The sequence below is a fragment of the Lentiprolixibacter aurantiacus genome, assembly GCF_026241225.1.
Classification (GTDB): Bacteria; Bacteroidota; Bacteroidia; order Flavobacteriales; family Flavobacteriaceae; genus Lentiprolixibacter; species Lentiprolixibacter aurantiacus.
The window spans coordinates 398460-424297 of the sequence record NZ_JAPFQP010000001.1; the positions used below are offsets into that span (position 1 = coordinate 398460).

Consider the following 25838-nt stretch of genomic DNA (forward strand, 5'->3'; position numbering starts at 1 on the left):
TTTGAAATCCGAGCCATCTTCTTCTTTTATTCGGGGACGCTAATCTTAATATTCCGCCATTTTACCCTGATACCACCGCCATCGTGGATCTGCAGTGCTATCCGGCCTTCCCCCTGCCCGATCTTTTCATCCTGCAGGCTTACCATCTCAACACCGTTCAGCCAGGAGGTAAGCTGGTCTCCCACCATACGGATCTTAAGGGTATTCCATTCGCCTTCCCTGAGGACCTTTTCCTTTTCCGGTTCCGGCTTGATCAACCAGCCCCTGCCATAAGATTCGTACACCCCACCGGTATGCTTTCCTGCCGGGGCCACCTCAACCTGCCATCCGGTTACTTTGGTGCCTTCAATAGTTGAGCGCACAAAAACGCCACTGTTGCCATCGGCCTCCTGCAGAAATTCCAGGCTGAGTTCGAAGTCCTTGTAAAATTCCTCGGTTGCCAGGTAGCCGTAGGCCGCATCCGGTCCACTTTCGGAAACTAACAGGCCGTCTTCAACATACCACTTTTCCGTGCCGTAATTGATCCAGCCATCCAGGTTGCTACCATTAAACAATTCCTTTTCCTGGCCCAGGATTATGCCGCCCATCAGTCCCAGGAGCCATAGTATTTTCTTCATAATCTCATTTTAATAAAACCACTTTGACCAGGGGATTCGCGACAAAATCAGGAGTAGTCCCAGGCCATAGAAAATGGCGATAGCCCTGAATTTTTTCTTCCCTTCCATGTATTTCTTGTGCCGTGACCAGCCAATTGTGATCAAAACAATGGCCACAATATTGATAGAAGGATGCTCCACGGCCAACAGGCGGGCTGGTGCGTTAAGCCCTCCCATCCCCACTGCCTGTATAGCCTTCAGGCCACTGGTTGAAAAAAAGAAGAGCAATAGCCCCAGAATAAGCTGTAAATGACTCAGGATAAGCGCAAACAAGCTGATTCGAAAGTCTTTCTCCAGAGTAAACATACGGTTGCCAGCAAAGCCAATTATGGCGTTGAAGACTGCCAGCAGGAGAACAAGCAATACCACATAAGCCAGATAGGAGTGAACGTTTTGTAAAATTTCCATAATCCCAGTTTTAATTGCCTAAATGTAGCCATTTAGAACGAAAAAACCCTGATGAAAATCACCAGGGTTTTTAGTATTAGGAAGATAAGATCTAGTTGAAAATGTAACGCAGACCTATCTGGGCTTGCCATCTTGATGATGCCAATCCAAAGTCATCTATTTCCTCAATGTTCGGGCTACCATCAGCGTTAACCACACCATTGTTTATTGAAAAGGTCGGTGTAGAACCTGTTGATACCGTTTGCAGAGGAGAAACTTCGCTTCGGATAAAATTCCTCTTACCCCAATCCTCGTTAAGGAAGTTGGTGAAGTTGAACATATCCGCTGAGATCTGGAAGGTGTGTTTCTTTCCACCCCAGTCGAGGCTAAAGTCCTGAAGTACCTTAAGGTCTACTATATGGCTCCAGATACCTCTTGAAGCATTTCGCTCGGCGTATCTTCCACGATTTTCCCTAAGGTATTCAATACTTTCAATAAAAGTATTCAGACGATTCCATTCAGCTGCAGGATCATCACCTACCAGTACAATCTCATCTGAGCTGGCCGGTATGTACATCAGGGCATTATCTCGGGAATCATCATTCAGAAGGTCGCGCCCCTCACGATAGGTAAAGCTGTAAGGCTGACTCTGGTAACCTTCATAGAACAGACCAAAAGTAGTTTTGATATTATCATTCCAGCGCAATTCATAAGAAACATTTGCAGTGATACGGTTACCCAATGCAAAGTCTGAACGGGTAACAGGCAATTGGGAGTTCTTACCATTCACAGTCTGAATGTTCCTCCATTGTGAACTATTCTGGGAAGATGTGCCATCAAACACCTTGTAAGAATCTCCGAATGTCCAGGCAATCTGACCTGCAAAACCATTTTCATAAGGCTTGCGGATAGATAGAGTGGTGTTGTGTGCATAACCACCTCCTGTATTAGAAGCCAGGTAAATCGCCTGGTAGGTTGGATCTATCTCATCCCTTCTGTCATAGAAAGGCCTGTTGTCCGCACCTTCGTAAAAACCAGCTGGCCCTTTCAGGTTCAGTTGCTCATAGTATACATCCGTGATAACATCTGTATACAGGAAGTCAGCAGAAGCGATCAGGTTCCAGAAAGGAAGTTTCTGATCTATAGCGATGTTGTACTTCACTACCTGTGGCAGTTTGAAATCCTTGGCAATCAAATCCACGTTACCACCAGTTCCACCAGTTCCTGGTGCAGGATCTTCAAATTGGTTGTTTACGTCAGCCACGAAAGGTTGATTAAACTCGAACATAAACCCACCGGTAATACCGTTATTGTTGTAGGTTCCTCCGGGCCATACCAACGGAAGTCTGGAAGTAAATACACCGATACCACCTCGTATCTGGGTTTTACCTTCTCCGTTTACGTCCCAGTTAAATCCTAAGCGAGGAGCGAACATGGCCGTGGGATCAATCCCCTGGCCTACGCGGGCTCCTTGAAGGTCTTTTCCAAAAGACTCCAGTATAGGAATGGTCCTATTGTTGAAATCAGGGTTTTCTGTACCATCACTCCAGTAAGGGATATCGATACGAGCACCGAGGGTTACTCGGAAATCATCAGTCATCTGTACCTCGTCCTGGATATAAAAACCTGCCTGGAAGGTGTCAAATTCAGAGGCACCTGCAGATTCATCACCGGTTATACCTGATCCAACAAGGGAGTATCCGTGCTGGTAAACATCGGCATCCTGACCGGTAAGGAACTGGTTCAGACCGGAAGAGATCAGGTTACCATCAGAATCGAATTGATCTTCAAAGGTGTAGTCACCATAGTTATAGGCGAAGAACAGGTTCTTTAACTTGGCAAACTCCAGGTTAGCACCAAGTGTCACAGTATGTCGACCTGCGTAGATCTCAAAGTTGTTGGTCAGGGTCAATACATCCTGATCCAGCAAGTTTGCTGTAGAGAATGGTTCAGCTCCGAAAGAGATGGTTCCACCACCATCCTGTATATCAACAGTTGGGAAAGGGTCACCAGCCGGGTCCCTGTCATCCCTTACTATAGTATAACCTAAGATGAAGTTGTTGGCGAATTTATTTCCAAATCGCGAGTTCAATTCCAGCGCCAGAGAGTTGGTCTTGGAAATAAAGGCTTCGGAACCGTTAATGAACCCAATATTGCGGAATCCAGAGTTACGTGCTTCCAAATTGTCTGCATCCGTATATCCGTAACGCAGGGATAACTTATGGTCCTGATTGATGTTCCAGTCCAGTTTGGCTGTAATCCTGTTACTTTCCAGGGTCCTGGTATTATTGTCAAATATTCCGGGGTCATAGCCATAAGTGGTATTCAGGAAACTAGTAAGTCCCTGCAGATCAGAAAGGCTTGACCTACCTGCATAATTACTGAAGTTGAAAGGCTGTGGGGTTTCATCTTCCTGACGCTCATAATTTAAGAAGAAGAAAAGCTTGTCCTTAATAATGGGGCCGCCTACACGCACACCATAAGTAAGTGCACTGAAGTCTGCCAGTTTTTCCCGTTCCTCATCATCACCAACAAGATCAACAGGGGTTTTACCTGCCAGGCTTTCGTTACGAACGAAGGAATAAGCAGATCCTTCCCAGTTGTTGGAACCTGATCGGGTAATCGCGTTGATGGAACCACCGGAGAAACCAGACTGACGAACATCAAAAGGAGCGATGTTAATCTGGAAGGTTTCAATAGCATCCACAGAAAGTGGGTTAACTCCTGTTTGCCCTCCGTTAGTACCTGATCCCGCCAGACCAAATACATCGTTATTTACGGCACCATCAATATAGATAGCGTTGTAACGGTTGTTCTGACCGGCTAGGGAGATACTAAATCCGTCATTACCCTCAGAAACCTGAGCCTGTGGTGTTAAACGCACAAAGTCGGCAATGGAACGGGAGGCAGCAGGAATCGTAGATACTTCCCGTTGGGAAATAGTTGTTTCCGTACCTGTTTTGTTGGCCCCGAAAATGCCTGTGCTGGTTGCTGTCACGACAACCTCCTGCAAGGCTGTGGCCGATTCAGATAGGGTCACATTAAACTGTGAAGTCCTACCCAGGGTGAGGAAGATATTTTCCTTTACATCCTCATTAAATCCAAGATAGGAGAAGGTAATCCTGAAAGGACCGCCGGCACGCATACCAGAAATGCGGTAGAAGCCGTCAAAATCTGTAGCTGCACCATAGGTAGACCCTGTAGGCGTGTGTACCGCAACTACAGAAGCCCCACCAAGGGGTTCGCCGTTTTCATCAGTTACCTGTCCGCTGATCGCAGAGGTTGTAACCCCTTGCGAAAATGCAATAGCCGTGCAAAAGAGCGCCACTACTGCCAAGTAAAACTTTTTCATTTGAGTGTTATTTAGTGTTTAAAAATGCAATGCAAATGTGAGGCATAAATAGATTAAGAACATTAAGATAATGTTAAATCGAGACCACAAATTTAACACTAAATTAGCAAAGTGTGAAGCAATTATAGAACTCATTTTAAGCTATTGAATATCAATAGTTTATATGGCCTATTTTTTGAAATTTTTAAGCAAATTTTCTGTAGAGCTGTCGTGCTCGGAAATAAGAGGAGAATTCAGGTCTCCTAAAATGGCAGATGCGAGCTGTTTTCCCAGTTCCACACCCCATTGATCATAGCTGAAAATATTCCAGATTACACCCTGCACAAAGATCTTGTGTTCGTATAGGGCAATAAGTGCCCCCAGGCTGGCAGGGGTAAGGCGGTCAATTAATATAGTAGTGGTAGGTTTATTCCCTTCAAATACTTTAAAAGGAGTAAGTCTTTGCTGTTCTTCAGCGGAAATCCCTTTGGCCTCAAACTCTGCCTTTACCTGGGCTTCCGTTTTGCCATTCATAAGGGCTTCCGTCTGGGCAAAGAAATTGGCCATTAGTTTATTATGGTGGTCTGTATCTCCGTGTAGCGAATGTTTAAAGCCAATAAAATCTGCCGGGATCAGTTTGGTTCCCTGGTGGATCAGCTGGAAGAAGGCGTGCTGAGAGTTGGTGCCTGGCTCACCCCAGATAATAGTTCCTGTCTGATAAGGAATCCGTTTGCCACTCCGGTCCACACTTTTCCCGTTGCTCTCCATGATCCCCTGTTGCAAATAGGCCGAAAACCGGCTCAGGTATTGGGTATAAGGGATAATGGCCTCTGTTTCGGCCCCATGGAAATTGTTGTACCAGATGGTGAGCAGGCCGGCCAGCACCGGAATATTCTTCTCAAAGGGTTCTTCACGGAAATGATTGTCCATCTGGTGTGCTCCCATGAGCAGGGCTTCAAAATGGTCATAGCCAACAGCCAGGGCAATGCTGAGCCCTACGGCACTCCAAAGGGAAAAACGACCGCCCACCCAATCCCACATTGGGAATACATTGGCAGGGTCAATCCCAAATTCGGCTATCTTGGCTTCATTCGTGGATACGGCTGCAAAGTGCAGGGCAATATCTTCAGGACCTGCATGCTGCAGGAACCAGTTCTTAATGGTTGTGGCATTGGACAGGGTTTCCTGTGTGGTAAAGGTTTTGGAGACTACCACAAAGAGGGTAGTTTCCGGGTCCAGATGCTTAAGTGTCTCGTGCACATGATCGCCATCTACATTGCTCACAAAATGCATGTCCAGGTGGTTCCGGTAATACTTGAGGGCTTCGGTAACCATGGCCGGCCCTAAATCCGATCCGCCGATACCAATATTAACAACTGCCTTAAAAGGTTTCCCACTATATCCTTTTTTCTCCCCTGATATAACAGCATCCGCAAATTCACGGATGTGCGCCTTTACCTCCTGCACCTCAGGAACCACGTCTTTGCCGTTTACCAATACCGATTTTCCAGTAGGCATACGCAATGCCGTATGCAACACGGCACGCCCTTCGGTCTGGTTTATCAAATCCCCATCGAAATATTTTTCAATAGCGTCCTTAAGATCCACTTCCTTTGCCAGGGCAAGCAGGTGCTCCAGGGTTTCTTTGGTTATCCGGTTTTTGGAGAAATCCACCAGGAAATCCTGCCATTGCAGGGTTAGATCGCTGGCCCTTTCTGGGTTATGGGCAAAAAGGTCTTTTAGGTGTTGCTGGTGTTGTTGCTTGTAGTGTTCCTCGAGCGATTTCCAGGCGCTGGTTTGGGTTGGGTCAATACTCTTGAGCGGCATGTCAGGGGTTGGAGGTTAGCAGTTGTTCTTTAGCTGGTTCATTATAGGGAATACAGTCCAGTTGGTACTTAATTGGGTTGATGTATTCATAAAATTTGGGCCTGAGTGCCTCAGCAAGTGGTTCTGCCGCCGGCAGATCTTCCCTAAGCGGATCCACCTGTCTCCCGTTTTTCCAGAACCTGTAGCATACATGCGGGCCTCCGGTATTGCCCGTCATGCCAATCCACCCTATCACATCTCCCTGCTTCACAAATTCCCCTCGTTTCACCTTTTGTGCCTTCATGTGCAGGTATTGGGTACTGTAGGTACTGTTGTGCCTTATCTTTACGTATTTTCCGTTACCCCCTTTCCGGGTAGATTCTGTCACTACCCCATCTGCAGTTGCCAGGATTGGTGTTCCTATAGGAGCGGCATAGTCCGTTCCCCTGTGCGGACGAACCCTGTACCCGTAGTATTTGATCCTGCGACGGAGGTTGTAACGCGAAGACAGGCGCCCGAACTTAAGGGGAGCCCTTAAAAAAGTCCTCCTGAGGTTGTTGGCCTCTTCGTCATAATAATCCACTACATTCTTCAGGGAATCCGATTCATAGGCAAATGCGTAAATGGGTTGGCCGCGGTGCTCAAAATAGGCCGCCTTGATATGTCCCGCTCCGGCATCCACAGAGTCGTTAATGTAAAGTTCGTCGTAAATGATCTTGAACTTGTCCCCGGCATCCAGTTTAAAAAAGTCAATGGTCCAGGCATAGACCTCAGATAGTTCATTTACCATCAGGTAGTCGATACCCTCCTTGACCACCACATCAGAAAGTGAGCCTCCCTGCGGGATTACCCCGGAAGCCTCGCGTTCCACGTACTTTATGGGTTTTCTTCCTTTAAAGGCATTGACCGAATCCCTGAAGTCCACAACGGTATAGTTGATAAGGTCATTTTCATATACAAAGACCTCAGGTCGTGAAACCGAATCCCTGGATTTCAGGATCATATAAGGCCTGCCAACACGTATCCTGCGTATATCGAAAGTATCGCGGAACTTTTTAGAAAGCACCTCAACCTTGTTGTAGTCAATATTCTGCGCAAGCATGAGGCCTCCAAAACTATCACCGCTGCGAACCGTGTCACGGATCACTTCAAAATCATCCAGCTCAAATCCATAGGCCACTTCCGGAGCTTTCTCCTCAATGGCTTCGATTTGCTGTTCATCACTTTGTTGCGGGTCTTTTTCCTCCTTGCAGGAGGCAAGGAAAATCAATGCGAATGCTATTAAGCCCCAAAATCTTTGCATTGTCAGCTACTGAATTTATCGGGGTCAAAGATATGGTCTACCCATTGTTTCCCCCAATTATTTAACTCTTGATTTGAAAACAGTTCCGGAAAAAACACCACTTTTTGAAAACTTGGCGGGAGGTAAGCCTTCCAGTTGGTACCTCCTGTAGCCTCAATGGGTGCGTCCTCCCGATTGAGATAACGGTGGGCTGAACCCAGGTGCACTAGCGGCCAGTTCACGTTAGCGTTGTTATCCATAGTTTTTAACGCCTCAATCAGGGCTTTATTATTCCGGCTTTCTTCCGGCAAATTCAGGTATTTATGGTAGATGGTATTGCCCTTTACTTCCTTGGCAATCCTAATAAATCTCGGGGTATACCGGTATTCGAATTGTTTGAGGGTGAGGGTTTTCTCTCCGGTTACGGCATCCGTAGCTCCTTTCTTCCAGTAAATGTGTTCATATAGCTCTTCTATTGGATTTTTTTCTGTAAAGAGCTCTCGTTCCGCAGGATCTACCAGGTTCTCCAGAGGGGTGGCGTAAATTTCGATCATTCGGTACTGGGCCGACTGGAAGCCGCTGGAAGGCAGCAGAGCCATCCGGTATTTCAGAAACTGCTCTTTTTCCATTCCCCTAACCATGATTCCAAAAGAAGATATGAGTGCTTTGTAATAGCTGTTGATCCTCCTTAATTTTTCCACAAAGAAGTCTACCTGCTGGGAGGTGTCGTCTACAATCTGCTTCTGTTCGTGCAGAATGAGCTTAAAATACAACTCGGTGATCTGGTGGTACAGGATAAAGATCTCTTCATCCGGAAAGTGTGTACGGGGAACCTGCAGGCTCAATAAAGTGTCCAGGTGAATGTAATCCCAGTAGGTTAGGTAACGCTGATAAAGAAGTCCGTCAAGATAAGAGCTGAGGTCCTGCCCCGAATCCTTGTATTTCTCTTCGAGTTTTGAGATTTGGGATTCGATTCGCTCTTTGTCTTTCATATTAACGGCGGTCCATTATTATCTTAAACTGGTTCTTCAATCCGTTGTAACCATCCAGGTCTGCCTTGATTGAACCTACCACAAGGTCTGCCTTGATCCGGATCGGAATCTTGTTCCGGTCATTGGAAACCCATAGGGATAGGCTTTCCTGTTCTTTAAAAACACGGCCCGACTGTACATAGGGTCGGAATTTCAGGCATTCAACCTTGCCGTATTTTGTCCTGAGGACTTCCTTCCCCAGGTACTTCAGTTTAAAGGGAAAGATACCATCATCATCGTACAGCATTTCCACGCTAAGCGACTTACCTAGCTCCAGGTCATCAAATTCGAACTTGTTCCTGAGATAATAAAAGCCCGATATCAGGTCCTGAATCCCTTCCTGTATGGCAAAATTAAACTTTTTATTGTTCTTTTTGTCGTTCAGAATGGCCTGATCGCTGCTGTAGTCGAAATTGATTTCAATATCCTTGGTATAACCTCCTTCACTAATCTTGCGGATAAACCGATATGGTTTCCCGTCAGTTTTGTCGAAATAACTTTCGTAAGTATCGTCTACTTTAAAGAAAATACTGGCAAAACCTGTGGTCCTGCCTTTCCCAATCACATGATAGACTGGTTTTTCATTTATGGTGTCATTGACTACGTGCAAAGTGGCATAGCTGGCATTCAGAAAGCCGTAATGGATCCTGAATTTGAGCCATTCTCCTGTTTTAAATGCAGATTGTTTCCATGGGAGGTCGCCATTCTGGGCAGCCCCGCCCAGGCTGGATAACAGGAATAATATAAATAAGACCTTTTTCATATAAATCTTGGCCAAAAGTATCAAATTAATACCCACAAATTGTGGGTTTACAATAGCTTAAACAAAATTTGTTCCATTCTATTGCACAAAAAAAGCCCCGACAAAGTTGTCAGGGCTTTTCCTAAATAACCAACCAAACTTTAAATTATGAAAAACCAATACTTAAAGTTATAAGGGAACCACCCCTTATGTAGTGCAATTTAATACAAGGATTTTCTTCGGCAATCGTTTTTAACTTACTTTAACGACCACCTTAACAATACTTTACAGTTCTTATCGGGATTTTTAGATAATCTTAAGAACTGCGGGGCTTACAGCGTTCCCCGGGAGGCCTGTTCACGCTCAATTGACTCGAACAAAGCCTTGAAATTTCCCTTTCCGAAAGACTTGGCTCCCTTGCGCTGAATGATCTCGATAAACATAGTTGGCCTGTCCAGTATGGGCTTGGTAAATATCTGAAGTAAATAGCCTTCGTCATCCCTGTCTACCAAAATTCCAAGTTCACGCAATGGAGCAAGATCTTCGTCTATTTCACCAACCCTGTCCAGTACGTCTTCATAATAGGTGGCGGGGACGGTCAGGAATTCAACACCGCGGTCTCGCAGTTTGGTCACTGTTTCAATAATATTGTTGGTTGCCAGGGCCATATGCTGAACTCCTGCGCCATTATAGAACTCAATGTACTCCTCTATCTGCGATTTTTTCCTGCCCTCCGCAGGTTCATTTATTGGAAATTTGATGCGACCATTACCATTGCTCATCACTTTACTCATAAGAGCTGTGTATTCTGTGGAAATGTCTTTATCATCAAAGGAGACCAGTTGGGCAAAACCCATGACCTTGGCATAGAACTCACACCATTTGTTCATCTCATTCCACCCCACGTTGCCCACCATGTGGTCTATATACCTCAGTCCCGTATCCTCTGCGCGGTAATGGGGGTTCCATTCCCTGTAACCAGGAAGGAAGGGCCCGTTGTATTCGTTTCGCTCTACAAAAATGTGTACGGTTTCTCCATAGGTATGGATTCCTGAAAGTTTTACTTTCCCATTTTCATCTTCAAAGGTTTCCGGTTCCAGAAAGGATTCAGCTCCTCTGGAAGTGGTTTCCCTGTAGCTCTTTTCGGCATCATCTACCCAAAGGGCGATCGCCTTTACACCATCTCCATGAGAATTGATGTGCTGATTGATTTCCCCTCCTGGTTTCAGGGGGGAAGTAAGCACCAATCTGATCTTATCCTGCTGCAAAACATAGGAAACTCGATCCTTAAGCCCCGTTTCCAGGCCCGCATAAGCCAAAGGCTGGAATCCCCAGGCCGACATATAATAATGTGCTGCCTGCTTGGCGTTTCCTACATAAAGTTCCACATAATCTGTTCCCAATAAAGGGAGGAAATCCTCCGCTTCAGGATTTTCTACTGGTAAGTGTAATGAAGTATTATCTAAAGTTGCCATGATATATTTTTAACTGTTAATGTTGTCGCCAGGTGCTTGGACCTTTTGTTTTCCGTATTGAAAATTGGGCTTTTACCACATTGCCCTGAGATGAGCATATATTTCCACGCTAAAGTGCATCATGGTAGAATTTTACTGTACAAATATCGTAAAAAACAGCGAATTTTTCGGACGTATCAGGATTTGCGGCCTCAGTATTTTTTAGGTCGGGAGACTGGGAACATGCTTAAAACCAGAAGCCTACGCTGAAGAAGAAATTGCCATCTGAGATCTGCGGGGACCAGGAGTAATATACCTGTACCGGACCCAGGAACGATTCCCAGCCATAACCCAGCGCAAAACCGGTAAAATCAGGTGCGGTAAACCATTCTCCCGTTCTAAAAATATCGTCTTCCACATTGGCCATATTGAAGGAAAAAAGCGCGTGGTTTTTAGGAGAGAACTCGTAATCCAGTCGCGCATAAGCCTTGACAAAGCTATTGCCCGGAAGGCTCAGAAAATCGTATCCAAAGAAGGGGATAAAGTTATTAATAAGGTCATTGCCAAATCCACCCAGCACAAAGTCAAAGGAAGTTACCGGAGAGGTCCCTAATTTAAAGCCACCCTCAGTTTCCAGGTTCAGGGAAAGGTCCCCGAATAAGGGGAAAGCAGCTCCCATGCGCGCCTTGCCAATGGAAAACTCCTTGAAATTATTATTGAAGTCGGAAGAGAAAAGGTAGACATGGAAATCCCCGTTGAAATAGAGCCCCCGACTGGGGAAATAACTGTCGTCATAGGTGTCCAGGATCAACTTTCCATAGGTGCTGTAAAAATTACTCTTCTCAAAAAAAGTACGAGTGTCTCCATCAGGGTCCACGGGAAATTCCCCTTCCGGGAGCACTTCGTTCAGTGTGGTTGTGCTGTATTTTAGCAATTTGTGTTCAATGCCCAGGATTACGGCAAATTCTTCACGCAATACGGTCTGAAGATAGATCTGGTTGGTAAAATCAGTTATCTCAAGATCAATGTTGTTAATATTCGGATCTTCTGGCACATTGAAATTGGATTGGATAACCCCGTAGTTAATCCCAAAGTCGAACTCATTCAGACGGGAATTGAATCCAAAACTCCAGTATAGTCCCTTGTCTATGTAGTACTGCAGGTTATAGCGTATGTTATCCCCCAAAATCATATCAAATGAGGCTACATCGTCTTTCATCAGGAAATGTTTTTGGGTGAGGTTGATCATGGCAGCACTTTTGTAGAGATCGTCATAATGGGCACCCACCCTTATAAGTGTCTTATCCTCGCTTTCGCCCAGTTTAAGTATGAGATCTTCCCCAAGGCCTTTAGACCTCAATTTATACCTGATCGTGTTAAAATTCCCTGTTGCTGCAAGGTTTCCGACTCCCTGAGTTAGATCGGAATAGGCAATGCGCTCGGCCAGGGGAAAGCGCAATTTACCTTTCACATAAGCACGTGTATAATTGTCGTTCCCTTCAAGGATGAGCCGGTTAACCACCAGGGAATCGAGATGTGTAACAGGAATGTGTTCCTTTATTATAGCTCCCTGCTTCTTTGCCAGCTCCTCCAAGGCGTGTTTATTAAGCCTTGCCGCTTCTTCGCCCTCATTTATGATCGCCCCTTTATACTCAAAGTCAATTACGGAGAATTGATCGATATCTGGTTTGATATAGATATCGGTCAAGCCAGCTTTGTCCTTCATTGCCCCTACCGTACGAAAATTGTTTATCTGAAGGAGGATTTCCGTAGCGGAAAGCAATTCTTCCCGGTCCCGCAAGCCGTGTTGCACATCCACGCCAATAACAACATCTGCACCCCTGGCTTTGAGTTCCTCTACCGGGTAATTGTTCAGCACACCCCCGTCAATGAGTATCCTGCCATCTACTTCAATGGGTTCAAACAGGGATGGCAGGGAACCGCTGGCCGTAATAGCCTCCGGTAAATAACCCCTGTCCAGAACCACCTCACCACCTGTTTCAATATCGGTAGCAATGCAGAAAAATGGAATGGGCAGCTTGTCAAAATCCCGGACATTCCTCACATGGTAGAGCAAGCCCACCAGTTCATTGTATATGTTTTGTCCGCCGGAAAGCCCCTTTGGGAAAGTGACCTTGAAGTCGTTAAAAGGCAGGGTGAGCGCATAACGTTCAGCATCTTCTTTCTCATAAAAGGATTTGGCACCCCTGGGAAAATTATCCTGAATGAGGGCTTCCAGGTCCCTGTTTCGAAAAAGGGAATCCAGCTCTGAAGCAGAATAACCGGAGGCATAGAGCGCCCCAATGATAGCTCCCATGCTGGTTCCACCTATATAATCAATTTTAACCCCGGCTTCTTCAATCACCTTAAGTGCCCCAATATGTGCCATGCCCTTAGCCCCACCTCCGCTGAGAACCAACCCTACCCTGGGTGGATCCTGATTTGCCCCAGACTGCCCGAAAGCAGCAGGAAGCAGCAGGAAGGAAAGAATCCCGCACATGAACAGCTGGTATGCCTGTGTATGTCTAATGAAAAGACTCATATACTTTCTTGGCTTTGGACAGCCCAATGGCTTTGGTCAGGTCTTCAATGGAAGCTTCCCTGATGCGTTTGACTGATTTAAATTCCTTCAGGAGATCTTCTGCCGTTCGTTCGCCAATTCCATTTATAGCTTCAAGTTCTGAATTAATTGCGGCTTTACTCCTTTTGTTTCGATGGAATGTTATTCCAAACCGATGTGCTTCATTCCGCAATTGCTGTATGATCTTCAGTGTTTCGGATTTTTTGTCCAGGTATAAAGGAATAGGGTCTTCAGGGTAGTAAATTTCTTCTAGTCGTTTGGCTATGCCGATGATGGCTATTTTACCCCTGAGCCCCAGTACATCCAAGCTTTTCAGGGCCGAAGAAAGTTGTCCCTTGCCACCATCGATCACGATCAGCTGAGGAAGGGGCTCATCTTCATTCAAAAGCCTTTTGTACCTCCTGAAAACTACCTCTTCCATAGATGCAAAATCATCCGGGCCGGTAACCGTTTTAATATTGAATTTACGGTACTCACTCTTTGCTGGTTTGCCATTTCTGAATACTACGCAGGCTGCCACCGGATTACTTCCCTGTATATTGGAGTTGTCAAAGCATTCAATATGCCTGGGCTCTTCATGCAACCTGAGGTCTTTCTTCATCTGGGCCATGATCCTGTTGGTATGCCTGTCCGGATCAGTAATCCTCACCTGTTTAAACCGTTCCTGTCGGAAGAATTTCGCATTTCGTTCGGATAGGTCGACCAGCTTTTTCTTATCACCCAGCTTGGGCACAACTACCTTTACATCTCCAGAAAGGGTAACCGGAAATGGCGCATAGATTTCCCTGGACTGGGAATGGAATCGTTGTCGTATCTCATGGATAGCAAGTTCCAGCAGGTCTTTATCGTCCTCGTCCAGTTTTTTCTTCAATTCCAGGGTATGGGAACGGATGATGGAACCGTGGGAAAGCTGAAGGAAGTTAATATATGCATAGGATTCATCCGAAATAATGCTGAATACATCCACATTGTTTATCCGCGGGTTGACAATAGTGGATTTGGCCTGGTAGGATTCGAGTACGTCTATTTTTTCCTTCATCTGCTGTGCCTCTTCAAATCGCATATCCGAGGCCAGCGATTTCATCTGCTTTCTGAAATAATTCAGTGAGGATTTGAAATTCCCTTTGATAATCTCCCGTATATCATCTATCTGCTGATGGTATTCTTCTTCGGACTGCAAGCCTGTGCAGGGGCCTTTACAGTTGCCGAGGTGGTATTCGAGGCAGAGTTTGTATTTACCGGCTTCCACTTTTTCCCTGGACAGATCGTAATTACAGGTCCTTAAGGGATAAACACTCCGTATCAGGTCCAGCAGGGTCTTTACCGTCTTCATGCTGGTATAGGGGCCAAAATATTCGGATCCGTCCTTTATAAGTTTGCGTGTAGGAAATACCCTGGGGAAGCGTTCTTTTTTAATACAGATCCAGGGATAGGATTTATCGTCTTTCAACAGCACGTTATACCTGGGCTGGTATTTCTTGATCAGGTTATTCTCCAGAAGAAGGGCGTCTGACTCCGTTGGAACTACAATGTGCTGAATGCTTCTGATCTTCCGAACCATCACGCGGGTTTTGCCGTAGTCATGCTGTTTGTGGAAATAACTGGAAACCCTTTTTTTCAGGCTTTTGGCCTTGCCAACATACAGAATTTTGCCCTCCCCATCATAGAACTGGTAAACCCCAGGACTATCAGGGAGAGTGCTAAGTTGTACCTCAATAGGTATTTCGGACATACTCAACTTTGTTTCTACAAAAGCACTATAAAGGTAAAAGGTAATTTTATTATTCAGGTGATGGCACTACAAAATCACTTTGAAACAATTTACCCGGGATTTATCGTTTACTTCTTTTTGTTTAAGCATGTCTTATATATCAATAATTATATTAAATTGTTTATCAGCTAGTTATGTAAATTAGCATTAAATATATTTTTAAACATTTGTTAATTAACTGATAAAAACAATGCATTTCGTCGATAAAATGACCCCTTTAATAGGATATTAAGAAATATTCTGTCTATATTTAAGCGACTAAAATGAGCATTACATGGACAATTATCTCATCACTATTGGGATGTACATCATTCTAATGCTGTTTTTCAAAATCTATTTCATAGTAGCCGCCAAGGACTAATTTGAAAGCAGAAAACAGCCCTATAGACCTACAAAATTAGTTATGTTAAAAAGGGAAATCAGAGCCCTATACCCCAAGCTCAGAACAGAACTCCCTCAAGACATACTTAGAGAAAAAAGCCTGGATATTTCCAACCAGCTGCTCAAGCTGCAGGTTTGGGATGCTGAATATTTTCACATATTCCTGCCTATTTCAGAAAAAAAAGAAGTAGATACTTCCTACATCATTCCTGTACTTCAGGGAAGGGATAAGCATGTTATAATTCCCAAAGTTACCAGAGATGGTGAGCTCTCCCATTTTCTGCTAAGCGACAATACCCGGCTTGTAAAAAACAAATGGAATATTCCAGAACCGGAGAATGGCATCCAAATAAGCGAAACCCAAATTGATGTGGTTTTCCTTCCTATGCTTGCCTTTGATCGTGAAGGATATCGCGTAGGTTACGGCAAGGGATTTTACGACCGTTTTCTCGAGAAATGCAGGGAAGACGTAATTAAAATTGGTTTATCCTTTTTTGGCCCGGTTGACAGGATTTCAGATCGGGAAATGCACGACATCCCCATGGATTTCTGCCTTACACCAGATGAAATCTACTCCTTTTCCAACTCCTCCCGCTGACCAAAGGCCCGTTTATTGAAGACGATAAGAATACCTACCCCGGTACTGATCGCGGTATCGGCAATGTTGAATACGGGCTCAAAGAACCGAAAGTTATCTCCTCCCACAACTGGTACCCAGTTGGGCCAGGTACTGTCTATCAAGGGAAAATAAAGCATATCTACCACCTTCCCATAGAACAATTGCCCATAGGCCTCATCAGCAAACAGGGTAGCCGTTTGATTGAAGCTATTATCGAAAATTACCCCGTAAAAAACAGAATCGATTATGTTGCCCAAAGCACCTGCAAAAATGAGGGAAACAGCCACTACGAGGGTGCGGTTGGATTTCTTTCTGATAATATCCCACAGCCAGTAACCAATACCAGCAATGGCAAAAAGCCGGAATACCGTCAGTACCAGTTTCCCCAGCCCATCCGAAATAGGTAGCAGGTCACTTAATTTGGTTCCCCATGCAGCCCCTTCATTCTCAATGAAAAGTATCTTGAACCAACTGAATACCTCAACAGATTCTCCCAGGACAAAATGAGTCTTTACATAGATCTTGCTCCACTGATCTATCAACAAAATCAGGAATATTAAGAGGGCGGATTTTCTAAAAGGCATATGATCTGACTAATTCGGGTAAAAATAATGATTATTGCAGCGCGGGAAATGAATGTGGTTATTTTGTTCGATAAAGGGTAATATCGCCAGTCACCGTCTCAAGGTCGTAATGCATTTCGCCCTTTGGGATTTCATCCTGAATAAGCTGTCCGTAATGACTAACTGCCCGCACCACACCCTGAAGGCTGTTTAATACAATATTCCCACTCTGTGTTTGGACATTGACCCTCTGGGCCACCTGATTTAATGTGCAATTCCCATCGTTTAAAACTACATCCACATTATTGAATGCCCCTGACATGGTTACGTTGCAACTGTTTCCAAATACCTGCACGTCAAGATTCGTAGGGATCTGAATGTTTAGTGATACAGACACAACTTTATGGGCACTTAATTTGTCGTTGGGAACTTCAAAAGCGGGGTCAAATTCTGTGGCTACCCAAAGCGTGGAACCTTCTTTGGTAATATTAACAGACAAGGCATCTGCATATTCCCCATCCAGCCTGGCTTCAACAATAAGGTCGGTACCGTCGTAGGCCATGATTTCGGCTTGAAAAGACTTATCAGTATCCACCTGAATCAGCGTGCCAAAAGGAGCCGGATAGGATTTCCTGATAATCTTCTGTCCGAATAGGGATTGACTGAAGAGCACAAGACTCAACAGGAAAAGCCCAATCCTTGCTATGTAGTTTTTACCCTGCAGGAGAAAGGCCTATTTATTTCTGCATGTTCTTAGCCTCGATGCTAAGGGTAGCGTGCGGGACTAATTTAAGGCGCTCTTTATTGATAAGCTTACCCGTTACCCTGCAGATTCCATAGGTTTTATTCTCAATACGCAAAAGGGCATTCTTGAGGTCGCGGATGAACTTCTCCTGACGAATGGCAAGTTGCGTATTGGCTTCTTTGCTCATTGTTTCAGAACCTTCCTCAAAAGCCTTAAAAGTAGGAGCCGTATCATCTGTCCCATTGTTACCATCGTTCATATAAGAACTCCTCAAAAGCTCCAGGTGACTTTTGGCTTTCTCTATCTTCTCTTCAATCAGGACCCTGAACTCCTCCAATTCCTTATCGGAGTAACGCACTTTTATATCTTGTCCCATTTTTTTAATGTTTTTTAATTAATAATCTGGTATTCACCTCGTCGAAAGAAACGTCAGCACCCTCATCCAACTGCTCTTCAAATTCCAGCTCTGCCGTCAGGGTTTCGTTTTTAATATAGTTTATATTGTTTGTGACCGCTTCTTCAACGTATCCGTCTTTCTGAATTTTAATATCTATTTTGTCCGTAACCTCAAAACCGGATTCCTTCCTCAGGTTTTGTATACGGTTTACCAGTTCCCTGGCGATCCCTTCCTTTCTCAGTTCTTCTGTAACATGTATGTCCAGGGCTACCGTTATCGGACCTGAACTGGCTACGAGCCAGCCTTCAATATCCTGTGAAGAAATCTCTACATCCTCTAACTTCAATATAATACTTTTATTATCCAGGTCAAGCGCAATCTCTCCTTCACGCTCAATTTTCTGGATATCTTCCTGGCCGAGCTGGGCAACTGCCTGCCCTATGGCCTTCATATCCCTTCCATAACGGGGGCCTAAAAGCTTGAAATTCGGTTTTATTTTCTTTACCAGGATACCAGAGGCATCATCCAGCAATTCAATCTCCTTTACATTTACCTCAGAAAGGATCAGGTCCGAAACCGCTTCAATTTCTTCCCGCTGCCTGTTATCCAGAACAGGGATCATGATCTTGTGCAACGGCTGCCTTACTTTAATCTTTTCCTTCTGTCTTATGGACAGCACCAGGGAAGAAATGGTCTGGGCCTTCTGCATCTTGCTTTCCAGTTCTTTGTTCACCATGGCCTCATCATAGACCGGGAAATAAGATAGATGGACACTTTCAAATTGTTCCTTCCCTGTAGTGCGGTTCAGGTCCAGGAATAGCCTTTCCATAAAGAAAGGGGCAATGGGCGATGCCAGCTTGGCAAGGGTTGCCAGACAGGTATAGAGCGTCTGATATGCCGAAATCTTGTCCTGACCGTAATCGCCTTTCCAGAACCGCCTTCTGCACAAGCGCACATACCAGTTGCTCAAATTTTCCTGCACAAAATCGGCCATTGCCCGGGCTGCCCGGGTTGGTTCATATGAGTCATATGCCTGATCAACTTTTTTGATCAGGGTATGCAGTTCAGACAGAATCCACTGGTCTATCTCAGGCCTTTCAGACAGGGGAACATCGTCCTCCTTATAGCTAAACTCATCTATGTTGGCATAAAGGGCAAAAAAGGCATAGGTATTGTAAAGTGTTCCAAAGAATTTTCTTTTTACTTCCTCTATCCCGGCTACATCAAACTTGAGGTTATCCCATGGGTTGGCGTTGGAAATTAAATACCAGCGCGTAGCATCAGGGCCATACTCTTCCACTGTTTCCAGGGGGCTTACAGCATTACCAAGGCGCTTGGACATTTTTTTCCCATCCTTGTCCAGCACAAGTCCGTTGGAAACCACATTCCTGTAGGCTACAGAATCAAAGACCATAGTTGCAATGGCGTGCAGTGTATAAAACCATCCCCTTGTCTGGTCTACACCTTCGGCAATAAAGTCGGCCGGGAAGCCAATTTCCTGATCAATAAGCTCCTTGTTTTCGAAAGGATAGTGCCACTGTGCATATGGCATTGAACCGCTGTCGAACCAAACATCGATCAGGTCCAGCTCGCGGTGCATGGGCCTTCCGGAATCAGAAACAAGAACAATCTTATCGACAATATTCTTGTGCAGGTCTACCTTTTCGTAGTTTTCTTCGCTCATATCCCCTTCACTGAAATCGGCAAAGAGATTTGCTTCCATAAATCCGGCAGCAACCGCCTTTTCCATCTCTTCTTTTAGCTGGGAGACTGAACCTATACACATAGCTTCCTTACCATCTTCGGTACGCCAGATAGGAAGTGGCGTTCCCCAGAAGCGGGACCTGGAGAGGTTCCAGTCGTTTGCGTTAGCCAACCAGTTGCCAAAACGGCCCTCACCAGTGGCTTTGGGTTTCCAGTTTATGGTCTGGTTGAGCTCATACATCCGGTCTTTGATCTGGGTAACCTTGATAAACCAGGAATCCAGGGGATAATACAGGATAGGCTTGTCCGTACGCCAGCAATTCGGATAGGGGTGTTTGTATTTTTCTACCTTGAAGGCTTTGTTTTGTTCCTTGAGCATTATGGCAAGCTCCACATCCACAGATCGTTCCGGAGCTTCGCCTTCATCGTAGTATTCGTTTTTTACATACTTGCCTCCGAGTTCCTTCATCTCAGGGCGGAATTTTCCCTGCAGATCAACCAGGGGGACGGGGTTGTCATTTTCGTCCAGCACAAGCATTGGTGGCACCTGAGGTTCTGCCTTCTGGGCAACAAGCATATCGTCTGCACCAAAGGTAGGGGCGGTATGCACTATACCCGTACCGTCTTCAGTGGTTACAAAATCACCGCTGATAACCCTAAAAGCGTTATCGGCGTTCTGATAAGGCTGGGCATAGGTCAGCAACTGCTCATATCGCACCCCCAGCAGGTCTTTCCCTTTGAAAGTGTTGAGGACGTAGTACGGTATTTTTTTATCGTCCTCGCTAAAATTATTGATATCGCCAATTTCTTCAACGGCTTCATACTTTCCGCTGAATTGTGTTTTCACCAGGTTTTTAGCAAGTATAACCTGTATAGGCTTAAACGTATATTGATTGTAGGTTCTGACCAGTACATAATCGATTTCCTCCCCAACTGTCAGTGCCGTATTGGAAGGCAGTGTCCAGGGTGTTGTGGTCCAAGCCAGCAGGTAAACCGGCAATTCATGATCAGATAAAAAATCAGGCAGGGTCTCTTTCACAGCTCTGAACTGGGCAGTAACTGTTGTATCCGTTATATCCTGGTAAGTTCCTGGCTGGTTTAATTCATGGGAGCTCAAGCCCGTACCTGCTTTGGGGGAATAAGGCTGTATGGTGTAGCCCTTGTAAAGCAGGCCTTTGTCATATATCTCCTTGAGCAACCACCAGACCGTCTCCATGTACTTGGATTTGTAGGTAACATATGGGTCTTCCATATCTACCCAATACCCAATCTTTTCGGTCATATCGTTCCAGGCATCTGTATAGCGCATCACCGCTTTTTTACAGGCCTCGTTGTATTGTTCAATGGATATTTTAGTACCTATGTCTTCCTTGGTGATACCCAGCTCTTTTTCCACTCCGAGTTCAACCGGGAGCCCGTGCGTATCCCAGCCAGCCTTGCGCTTTACCTGGAAGCCTTTCATGGTCTTGTATCGGGGAAAAATATCCTTAATCGTTCTGGCCATAACGTGGTGGATACCGGGCATACCATTAGCAGAAGGAGGACCTTCATAAAAAACGTATCCTGGCTTCCCTTCCCTTGAAGTGATGCTCTTATTAAATATGCGGTTCTCTTTCCAGAAATCGAGAACTTCTTCTCCCAGTCTGGGCAGATTCAACCCTTTGTATTCCGCAAACTTCATGTCTACAATATCCTTGTCAGGCAAATTAAGGCAGCAAAATTAATGAATTTCAACGGATTTCAGAGGTGATTTCTAAATTTGATAGCGGCAGGTAAAATCCTGCCCTTTACAACCTAAAATTTGTAGGATAATCCTGTGATAAGGTTAAAACCGGGTGCCGATATCCCGGAAGAATAGGTGCGGTAAAGCTGATTGGTCATATTTTCCACGATAAGACTTGTGGTGAGTCCATTGCTGATTTTGATCCGGGACCTGAAATTCAGGGTATACCAGGAAGGCGAATAGGGATTCCCATTGCTATCAACAGCATACAGGAAAGGCTTATTCCTTTCCGAGACAGCGAGGTCATCGAAGGACAATTCCCCGTTGTAGTTTAGGAAAAAGTCTGTCTCCAGCCACTGGTTTTTCCACAGCAGATGCAAATCGCCAAAAGTTGGAGCCACATGCCTCACCGGACTGTCTACCCCTTCCTGGTCCTCTTCCCTGCCATCAGTAAGTGTATAATTGGCGGTTAGTGACCATTGATCTGTCAGAAAGGCCTGCAATCCCAATTCCAGTCCGTAGACATATGCCTTGGCAGCGTTTTGAATGGCCTGCACCCGACTTAATTCACCGTTGTAGATAATCTCCGATTCCCCATCGAACTCAAAATTCCTCCTGACCAGAGCATCAACCAGATAGGTGTAATAGGTAGCACCTTTCAGAACCAGTTTATCCTGGAAATTCTTTTTTACCCCTAGCTCAACATTGTAGGCATATTCAGGTTCCAGATCCGGATTGGGAACCACCACTGCACCAGGTTCAGAATCGAAAACTTTGCCTATATCGTCTATATTGGGAGATCGGAATCCGGTGGATCCGTTGAGGGTAAACTGCAAATCAGCTTTGGGGAACCAGCTGAACCCCAGGCTTCCGGTTAAGGCGCCATTGCTTAAAGAAGTTTCATCAAATGGAAATGGATAGAAGGTAGTGTCAAAATCGGCCTGCGTCCAAACATGACTGTATCGCATTCCCGCCAGGAATGTAAGGTTAGGTTTAAGCTTGTATTCTCCGTTTACATATCCCGCCAGGGTTTGCCAGATGGCCCCATCCGGATACCGGGAAGGAGAATTGCTAACACTGCCATCAGTAATATCCGTCTGGCTTCCCACAGATGCCACCTGATTGAAAACGTATTCTGCGCCGTAGTACATCCTGAAATTTCCAATTTTCTTGTTCTCAAAATCGAGGTTGGCAGACAGGGCGTTCAGTTTTTCCAGTGTGCTGTAACGAATGGGGTTGGCAAAGTTTCGCTCATTACGGCTTTCCTCAAAATACTGATATGCTGTGGTGAGCTTTACGCCATCATAAAATTTACCCCGCCCTTTTTTATACACCTGCAAATTTGACAACCACCATTTCTGTGGGCCGTAGAACCACTCAGCCGAACGAAGACCTGTTCCGTCTCTATTGGGGCGAATCAATCGATCATATCGGGAATAATCAGAGGTTTCAGAATAATGCATGTTCAGGTCGTATTCCCAGGAATTATTGGGCTTATGGGAAATTTTCTGCATCAGGTTTAACTGGTTATACCCTGAGGGAAGCTGGCGACGGGGATTGGGGTTAGGCCGCAGGATATCTGTGTTGTTTTCGGTCACCACATAGGAGTCCCTGAGATATTCCCGGGGGCCATTCTTACCCATTTGAAGGTCCCCAAAATCATTGTAGGTAATACTGCTGAGAAATGCCCAGGTCTTCCTTCCAAAATTCAGGTCCAGGTGAATGGTATTCTCATTATTGGCCGTAGCATGGCGATAAGTGGCCATACCGCTGAAAGTTTTATCCGAATAGGATGCGAACATCGGCTTCTTTGTAAAGAAGTTCATCACCCCCCCTATGGCATCACTCCCGTATATCACGGAACCGGGGCCAAAAATAACCTCCGTATTCTTTACCGTAAAGGGATCTATAGAAATCACATTTTGAATATTACCGCCCCGAAAAATGGCGTTATTCATGCGAACACCATCTACACTAAGCAACAAACGATTAGTGGCGAAACCCCTGATCATGGGGCTACCCCCTCCGAGCTGACTCTTCTGTACATATACCTTTCCACTCGACTGCAACAGGTCTGCAGAAGTTTGCGGGTTATTGAAGGTGATACTGCGTGCGTCTATACTGGCAATTTTCTGTGGGATATCCTTTTTTTGCTGTTCCCATTTGGAAATAGACATGACCACCTCTTCAAGTTGCTGTGGATTTACATTGAGGTAAACCCTGCTGTTCTGACGGAGTATCTGGGCTTTTGTAGCTTTAAAGGATAAATACCCCATATGCCGGAATGTGAGTCTTTCAGTACGCTTGAAAATTTCAAGGTCGCAACTACCGTCAATTCCTGTGATTACCGTACCGGACCGATCTTCATTATAAACAATAACATTGCCAATGCCTTCCTCGGATTCGGCATCCAGCACATAGACTTTTTGTGCGATAGCCAAATGGAAAGGAAAAAGCAATAACAGGAAAAGTATCCCCCGTATGTTAGTTGAAGACTTCATTTAAAACGGCGAGTGACCTGGGCTTTCTAAATCCGTGCAAATGTAATTCAAAATATTCCACGATAATCTGAAGCAGTTTTTGCCGCTGTACCTTACTCATTTTTATCAGGTGAACTACATCAAAAGTTGTGCCTAACAGCTTCCTGAATTGATGAAGTTCATCTCCGCTGATTACATTTTCCGCACTGGGAACTTCTGTAAACTGACCCTCCGAAAGATCGAAATACGCCGCATCCTGGTTGGAAAGGTCAGGGTAACATCCCAAAAAGCGCGTGAGGGAAAGCAGGAAATACAAGTGGAAATTGGCAATTTTATCATGCGTGTCCAACCACTGAAGTGCGGTCTGCAGGTATGAAAAAAGAGCGGGATCTGCCTGTTCTTCACGGATACAATTGGAAAGCATTTCGGCCAGAAACAAAGTGATGGCATTTTTGGTAATGTCGGTTTGCAAAGTGCTGTAAGGGAAATCCACCCTGGCCTCCCTGATTTGTTCCAAGGTTCCTTTATTCTTGTGAACAGCAACAAGCTCCAGTTGGCTCAGGGGCTGAAAATATGCCGTTTTCAATTTCCCTTTTCTCGAGGCAAGAATCCCTTTCAACAAATAGGCCTTTAGCCCGTCAGATTCGGTATATGCCCTGACTATGAGGCTGGTATCTCCATATTTAAGTGAAGACAGAACAATGGCTTTGGTGCGAACCTGCATGTTTCAGGGTTTGTTGCAAAGATAAAAAGTAGTTTAATCAAAAAACCCGGCAAATAGCCGGGTTTCAGGTAAATAGTTCAGCGGATTGCTTCAGATTACCCCCTGGGCAAGCATGGCGTCTGCTACTTTTACGAAGCCGGCAATGTTAGCTCCTTTCACATAGTTGCAGTACCCATTTTCCTCCATACCGTATTCCAGGCAGGAGTTGTGAATCTTTTCCATAATATCCTTGAGCCGTTCGTCTACCTCATCCCTGGTCCAACTGATCCTCAGGGAATTCTGAGACATCTCCAGACCTGAGGTGGCAACACCTCCTGCATTGGAAGCCTTGCCGGGCGCAAATAAAATCTCTGCTTCGTGGAATGCATGAATAGCTTCAGGAGTGGAAGGCATGTTGGCTCCTTCAGCCACACAGATACATCCTCCTTCAATCAGGGTTTTGGCCTCTTCGCCATTTAATTCATTCTGTGTGGCACAGGGCAGGGCAACATGGCACTTAACTCCCCATGGTTTCTCCCCCTTGTGGTAGGTAGCTCCTGGGTACTTATCTACATACTCGGAGATCCTTCCCCTTTTGTTATTCTTGAGGTCCATCACAAAGGCCAGCTTTTCCTCATCAATACCGTCCTTATCATAAATATATCCGCCCGAATCTGAAAGCGTGAGGACTTTACCTCCGAGCTGTAATACTTTTTCTGCGGCATATTGCGCTACATTCCCGGATCCGGAAATCACCACATCTTTCCCGTCAAAATCTTCATTGCGGGTTTTCAGCATGCTCTGTGCAAAATAAACGGTTCCATAGCCGGTAGCCTCAGGGCGTATCAAGGACCCTCCCCAGGAAAGGCCCTTTCCGGTCAGCACCCCGGTGAATTCGTTTCGTATCATCTTATACTTTCCAAAGAGGAATCCAATTTCACGGGCACCCACACCAATGTCCCCAGCAGGGACATCTGTATTGGGGCCAATATGCCTGCATAGCTCGCTCATAAAGGCATGACAAAAGCGCATTACCTCATCATCAGATTTTCCTTTGGGATCAAAATCGGAACCTCCTTTTCCACCGCCCATAGGCAGGGTGGTCAGGCTATTTTTAAACACCTGCTCAAAGGCCAGGAATTTTAATATGCTCGCATTTACCGATGGGTGGAAACGCAGTCCTCCCTTGTAAGGGCCTATGGCCGAATTCATCTGGATCCGGTAACCCCGGTTCACGTGAATCTCACCTTTGTCGTCTACCCAGGCCACGCGAAAGGAAATGAGCCGCTCCGGCTCTACCATACGAAGCAGGATATTCTTCCCGTAGTAAATATCATGCTTTGCAATGTAGGGAATTACCGTTTCAGCTACTTCCTGAACGGCCTGGAGGAATTCAGGTTCATGTCCGTTCCGGATCCTGACCTCTTCCATGAAATTTTGAATAATTTCTTCCATCAGTATATTAATTGTTTCAGTTATTGA

Annotated in this window: 18 protein-coding genes; 1 reads left to right on the forward strand and 17 read right to left on the reverse strand. The window is 45.3% G+C overall.

Features of this window, described 5'->3' with window-relative positions; all coding sequences use genetic code 11:
• Window positions 1-26: 26 nt before the first annotated feature.
• The 10 genes from OO016_RS01770 to uvrC form a co-directional block, all read right to left on the reverse strand.
• Complete coding sequence (locus tag OO016_RS01770) at window positions 27-617, reverse strand: 3-keto-disaccharide hydrolase (RefSeq protein ID WP_266010329.1); 591 nt, start codon at window positions 615-617, stop codon at window positions 27-29.
• 9 nt (window positions 618-626) lie between these two features.
• On the reverse strand, window positions 627-1064 hold the full coding sequence (locus OO016_RS01775; protein ID WP_266010331.1) for a hypothetical protein: 438 nt from the start codon (window positions 1062-1064) through the stop codon (window positions 627-629).
• A 91-nt stretch (window positions 1065-1155) separates the two neighbouring features.
• A complete protein-coding gene (locus tag OO016_RS01780) occupies window positions 1156-4395 on the reverse strand; it encodes a TonB-dependent receptor (protein ID WP_266010332.1) in 3240 nt (1079 codons plus the stop codon).
• Between the two features lie 168 nt (window positions 4396-4563).
• The gene (pgi, locus tag OO016_RS01785) at window positions 4564-6201 is read right to left on the reverse strand and encodes a glucose-6-phosphate isomerase (RefSeq protein ID WP_266010333.1); all 1638 of its coding nucleotides are present in this window, start codon (window positions 6199-6201) and stop codon (window positions 4564-4566) included.
• Window position 6202: 1 nt separating this feature from the next.
• Complete coding sequence (locus OO016_RS01790; RefSeq protein ID WP_266010334.1) at window positions 6203-7483, reverse strand: peptidoglycan DD-metalloendopeptidase family protein; 1281 nt, start codon at window positions 7481-7483, stop codon at window positions 6203-6205.
• A 2-nt stretch (window positions 7484-7485) separates the two neighbouring features.
• A complete protein-coding gene (locus tag OO016_RS01795; protein ID WP_266010335.1) occupies window positions 7486-8454 on the reverse strand; it encodes a tryptophan 2,3-dioxygenase family protein in 969 nt (322 codons plus the stop codon).
• Between the two features lies 1 nt (window position 8455).
• Entirely contained in the window at window positions 8456-9256 is an 801-nt protein-coding gene (locus OO016_RS01800; RefSeq protein WP_266011917.1) for a DUF3108 domain-containing protein, read from the reverse strand.
• Between the two features lie 311 nt (window positions 9257-9567).
• Entirely contained in the window at window positions 9568-10710 is a 1143-nt protein-coding gene (gene hppD, locus OO016_RS01805) for a 4-hydroxyphenylpyruvate dioxygenase (protein ID WP_266010336.1), read from the reverse strand.
• A gap of 226 nt (window positions 10711-10936) precedes the next feature.
• Window positions 10937-13231 carry a patatin-like phospholipase family protein gene (locus OO016_RS01810; protein WP_266010337.1) on the reverse strand — a complete coding sequence of 765 codons (2295 nt, stop codon included), beginning with the start codon at window positions 13229-13231 and terminating at the stop codon, window positions 10937-10939.
• Window positions 13215-15002 (reverse strand): excinuclease ABC subunit UvrC, encoded by a 1788-nt coding sequence (gene uvrC, locus OO016_RS01815; RefSeq protein WP_266010338.1) that lies wholly within the window; start codon window positions 15000-15002, stop codon window positions 13215-13217. The genes OO016_RS01810 and uvrC overlap by 17 nt, the downstream gene beginning before the upstream one ends.
• Before the next feature lie 442 nt (window positions 15003-15444).
• Here uvrC and OO016_RS01820 point away from each other — a divergent pair, with 442 nt between their 5' ends.
• A complete protein-coding gene (locus tag OO016_RS01820) occupies window positions 15445-16020 on the forward strand; it encodes a 5-formyltetrahydrofolate cyclo-ligase (RefSeq protein WP_266010339.1) in 576 nt (191 codons plus the stop codon).
• Here OO016_RS01820 and OO016_RS01825 read toward each other — a convergent pair.
• The 7 genes from OO016_RS01825 to gdhA form a co-directional block, all read right to left on the reverse strand.
• Window positions 15993-16625 (reverse strand): lipoprotein signal peptidase, encoded by a 633-nt coding sequence (locus OO016_RS01825; protein ID WP_266010340.1) that lies wholly within the window; start codon window positions 16623-16625, stop codon window positions 15993-15995. The genes OO016_RS01820 and OO016_RS01825 overlap by 28 nt on opposite strands.
• A gap of 58 nt (window positions 16626-16683) precedes the next feature.
• Window positions 16684-17286 (reverse strand): DUF4097 family beta strand repeat-containing protein, encoded by a 603-nt coding sequence (locus OO016_RS01830; RefSeq protein WP_304608062.1) that lies wholly within the window; start codon window positions 17284-17286, stop codon window positions 16684-16686.
• Window positions 17287-17341: 55 nt separating this feature from the next.
• Window positions 17342-17725 carry a TraR/DksA family transcriptional regulator gene (locus OO016_RS01835; protein ID WP_266010341.1) on the reverse strand — a complete coding sequence of 128 codons (384 nt, stop codon included), beginning with the start codon at window positions 17723-17725 and terminating at the stop codon, window positions 17342-17344.
• 4 nt (window positions 17726-17729) lie between these two features.
• On the reverse strand, window positions 17730-21131 hold the full coding sequence (gene ileS, locus OO016_RS01840; protein WP_266011919.1) for an isoleucine--tRNA ligase: 3402 nt from the start codon (window positions 21129-21131) through the stop codon (window positions 17730-17732).
• 113 nt (window positions 21132-21244) lie between these two features.
• The gene (locus OO016_RS01845) at window positions 21245-23674 is read right to left on the reverse strand and encodes a TonB-dependent receptor plug domain-containing protein (protein ID WP_266010342.1); all 2430 of its coding nucleotides are present in this window, start codon (window positions 23672-23674) and stop codon (window positions 21245-21247) included.
• The gene (gene recO, locus OO016_RS01850) at window positions 23658-24377 is read right to left on the reverse strand and encodes a DNA repair protein RecO (RefSeq protein WP_266010343.1); all 720 of its coding nucleotides are present in this window, start codon (window positions 24375-24377) and stop codon (window positions 23658-23660) included. Before recO ends, OO016_RS01845 begins: the two co-directional genes overlap by 17 nt.
• 90 nt (window positions 24378-24467) lie before the next feature.
• The gene (gene gdhA, locus OO016_RS01855) at window positions 24468-25811 is read right to left on the reverse strand and encodes an NADP-specific glutamate dehydrogenase (protein WP_266010344.1); all 1344 of its coding nucleotides are present in this window, start codon (window positions 25809-25811) and stop codon (window positions 24468-24470) included.
• Window positions 25812-25838 lie beyond the last annotated feature (27 nt).

Excerpts from the sequence above, each read along its gene's own strand:
- OO016_RS01795 (WP_266010335.1), bottom strand. The coding sequence starts at position 8,454 with ATGAAAGACAAAGAGCGAATCGAATCCCAAATCTCAAAACTCGAAGAG.
- OO016_RS01820 (WP_266010339.1), top strand. The coding sequence starts at position 15,445 with ATGTTAAAAAGGGAAATCAGAGCCCTATACCCCAAGCTCAGAACAGAA.
- ileS (WP_266011919.1), bottom strand. The coding sequence starts at position 21,131 with ATGAAGTTTGCGGAATACAAAGGGTTGAATCTGCCCAGACTGGGAGAA.
- OO016_RS01825 (WP_266010340.1), bottom strand. The coding sequence starts at position 16,625 with ATGCCTTTTAGAAAATCCGCCCTCTTAATATTCCTGATTTTGTTGATA.
- OO016_RS01790 (WP_266010334.1), bottom strand. The coding sequence starts at position 7,483 with ATGCAAAGATTTTGGGGCTTAATAGCATTCGCATTGATTTTCCTTGCC.
- OO016_RS01775 (WP_266010331.1), bottom strand. The coding sequence starts at position 1,064 with ATGGAAATTTTACAAAACGTTCACTCCTATCTGGCTTATGTGGTATTG.
- OO016_RS01835 (WP_266010341.1), bottom strand. The coding sequence starts at position 17,725 with ATGGGACAAGATATAAAAGTGCGTTACTCCGATAAGGAATTGGAGGAG.
- pgi (WP_266010333.1), bottom strand. The coding sequence starts at position 6,201 with ATGCCGCTCAAGAGTATTGACCCAACCCAAACCAGCGCCTGGAAATCG.
- uvrC (WP_266010338.1), bottom strand. The coding sequence starts at position 15,002 with ATGTCCGAAATACCTATTGAGGTACAACTTAGCACTCTCCCTGATAGT.
- OO016_RS01770 (WP_266010329.1), bottom strand. The coding sequence starts at position 617 with ATGAAGAAAATACTATGGCTCCTGGGACTGATGGGCGGCATAATCCTG.
- OO016_RS01800 (WP_266011917.1), bottom strand. The coding sequence starts at position 9,256 with ATGAAAAAGGTCTTATTTATATTATTCCTGTTATCCAGCCTGGGCGGG.
- hppD (WP_266010336.1), bottom strand. The coding sequence starts at position 10,710 with ATGGCAACTTTAGATAATACTTCATTACACTTACCAGTAGAAAATCCT.
- gdhA (WP_266010344.1), bottom strand. The coding sequence starts at position 25,811 with ATGGAAGAAATTATTCAAAATTTCATGGAAGAGGTCAGGATCCGGAAC.
- recO (WP_266010343.1), bottom strand. The coding sequence starts at position 24,377 with ATGCAGGTTCGCACCAAAGCCATTGTTCTGTCTTCACTTAAATATGGA.
- OO016_RS01810 (WP_266010337.1), bottom strand. The coding sequence starts at position 13,231 with ATGAGTCTTTTCATTAGACATACACAGGCATACCAGCTGTTCATGTGC.
- OO016_RS01780 (WP_266010332.1), bottom strand. The coding sequence starts at position 4,395 with ATGAAAAAGTTTTACTTGGCAGTAGTGGCGCTCTTTTGCACGGCTATT.
- OO016_RS01845 (WP_266010342.1), bottom strand. The coding sequence starts at position 23,674 with ATGAAGTCTTCAACTAACATACGGGGGATACTTTTCCTGTTATTGCTT.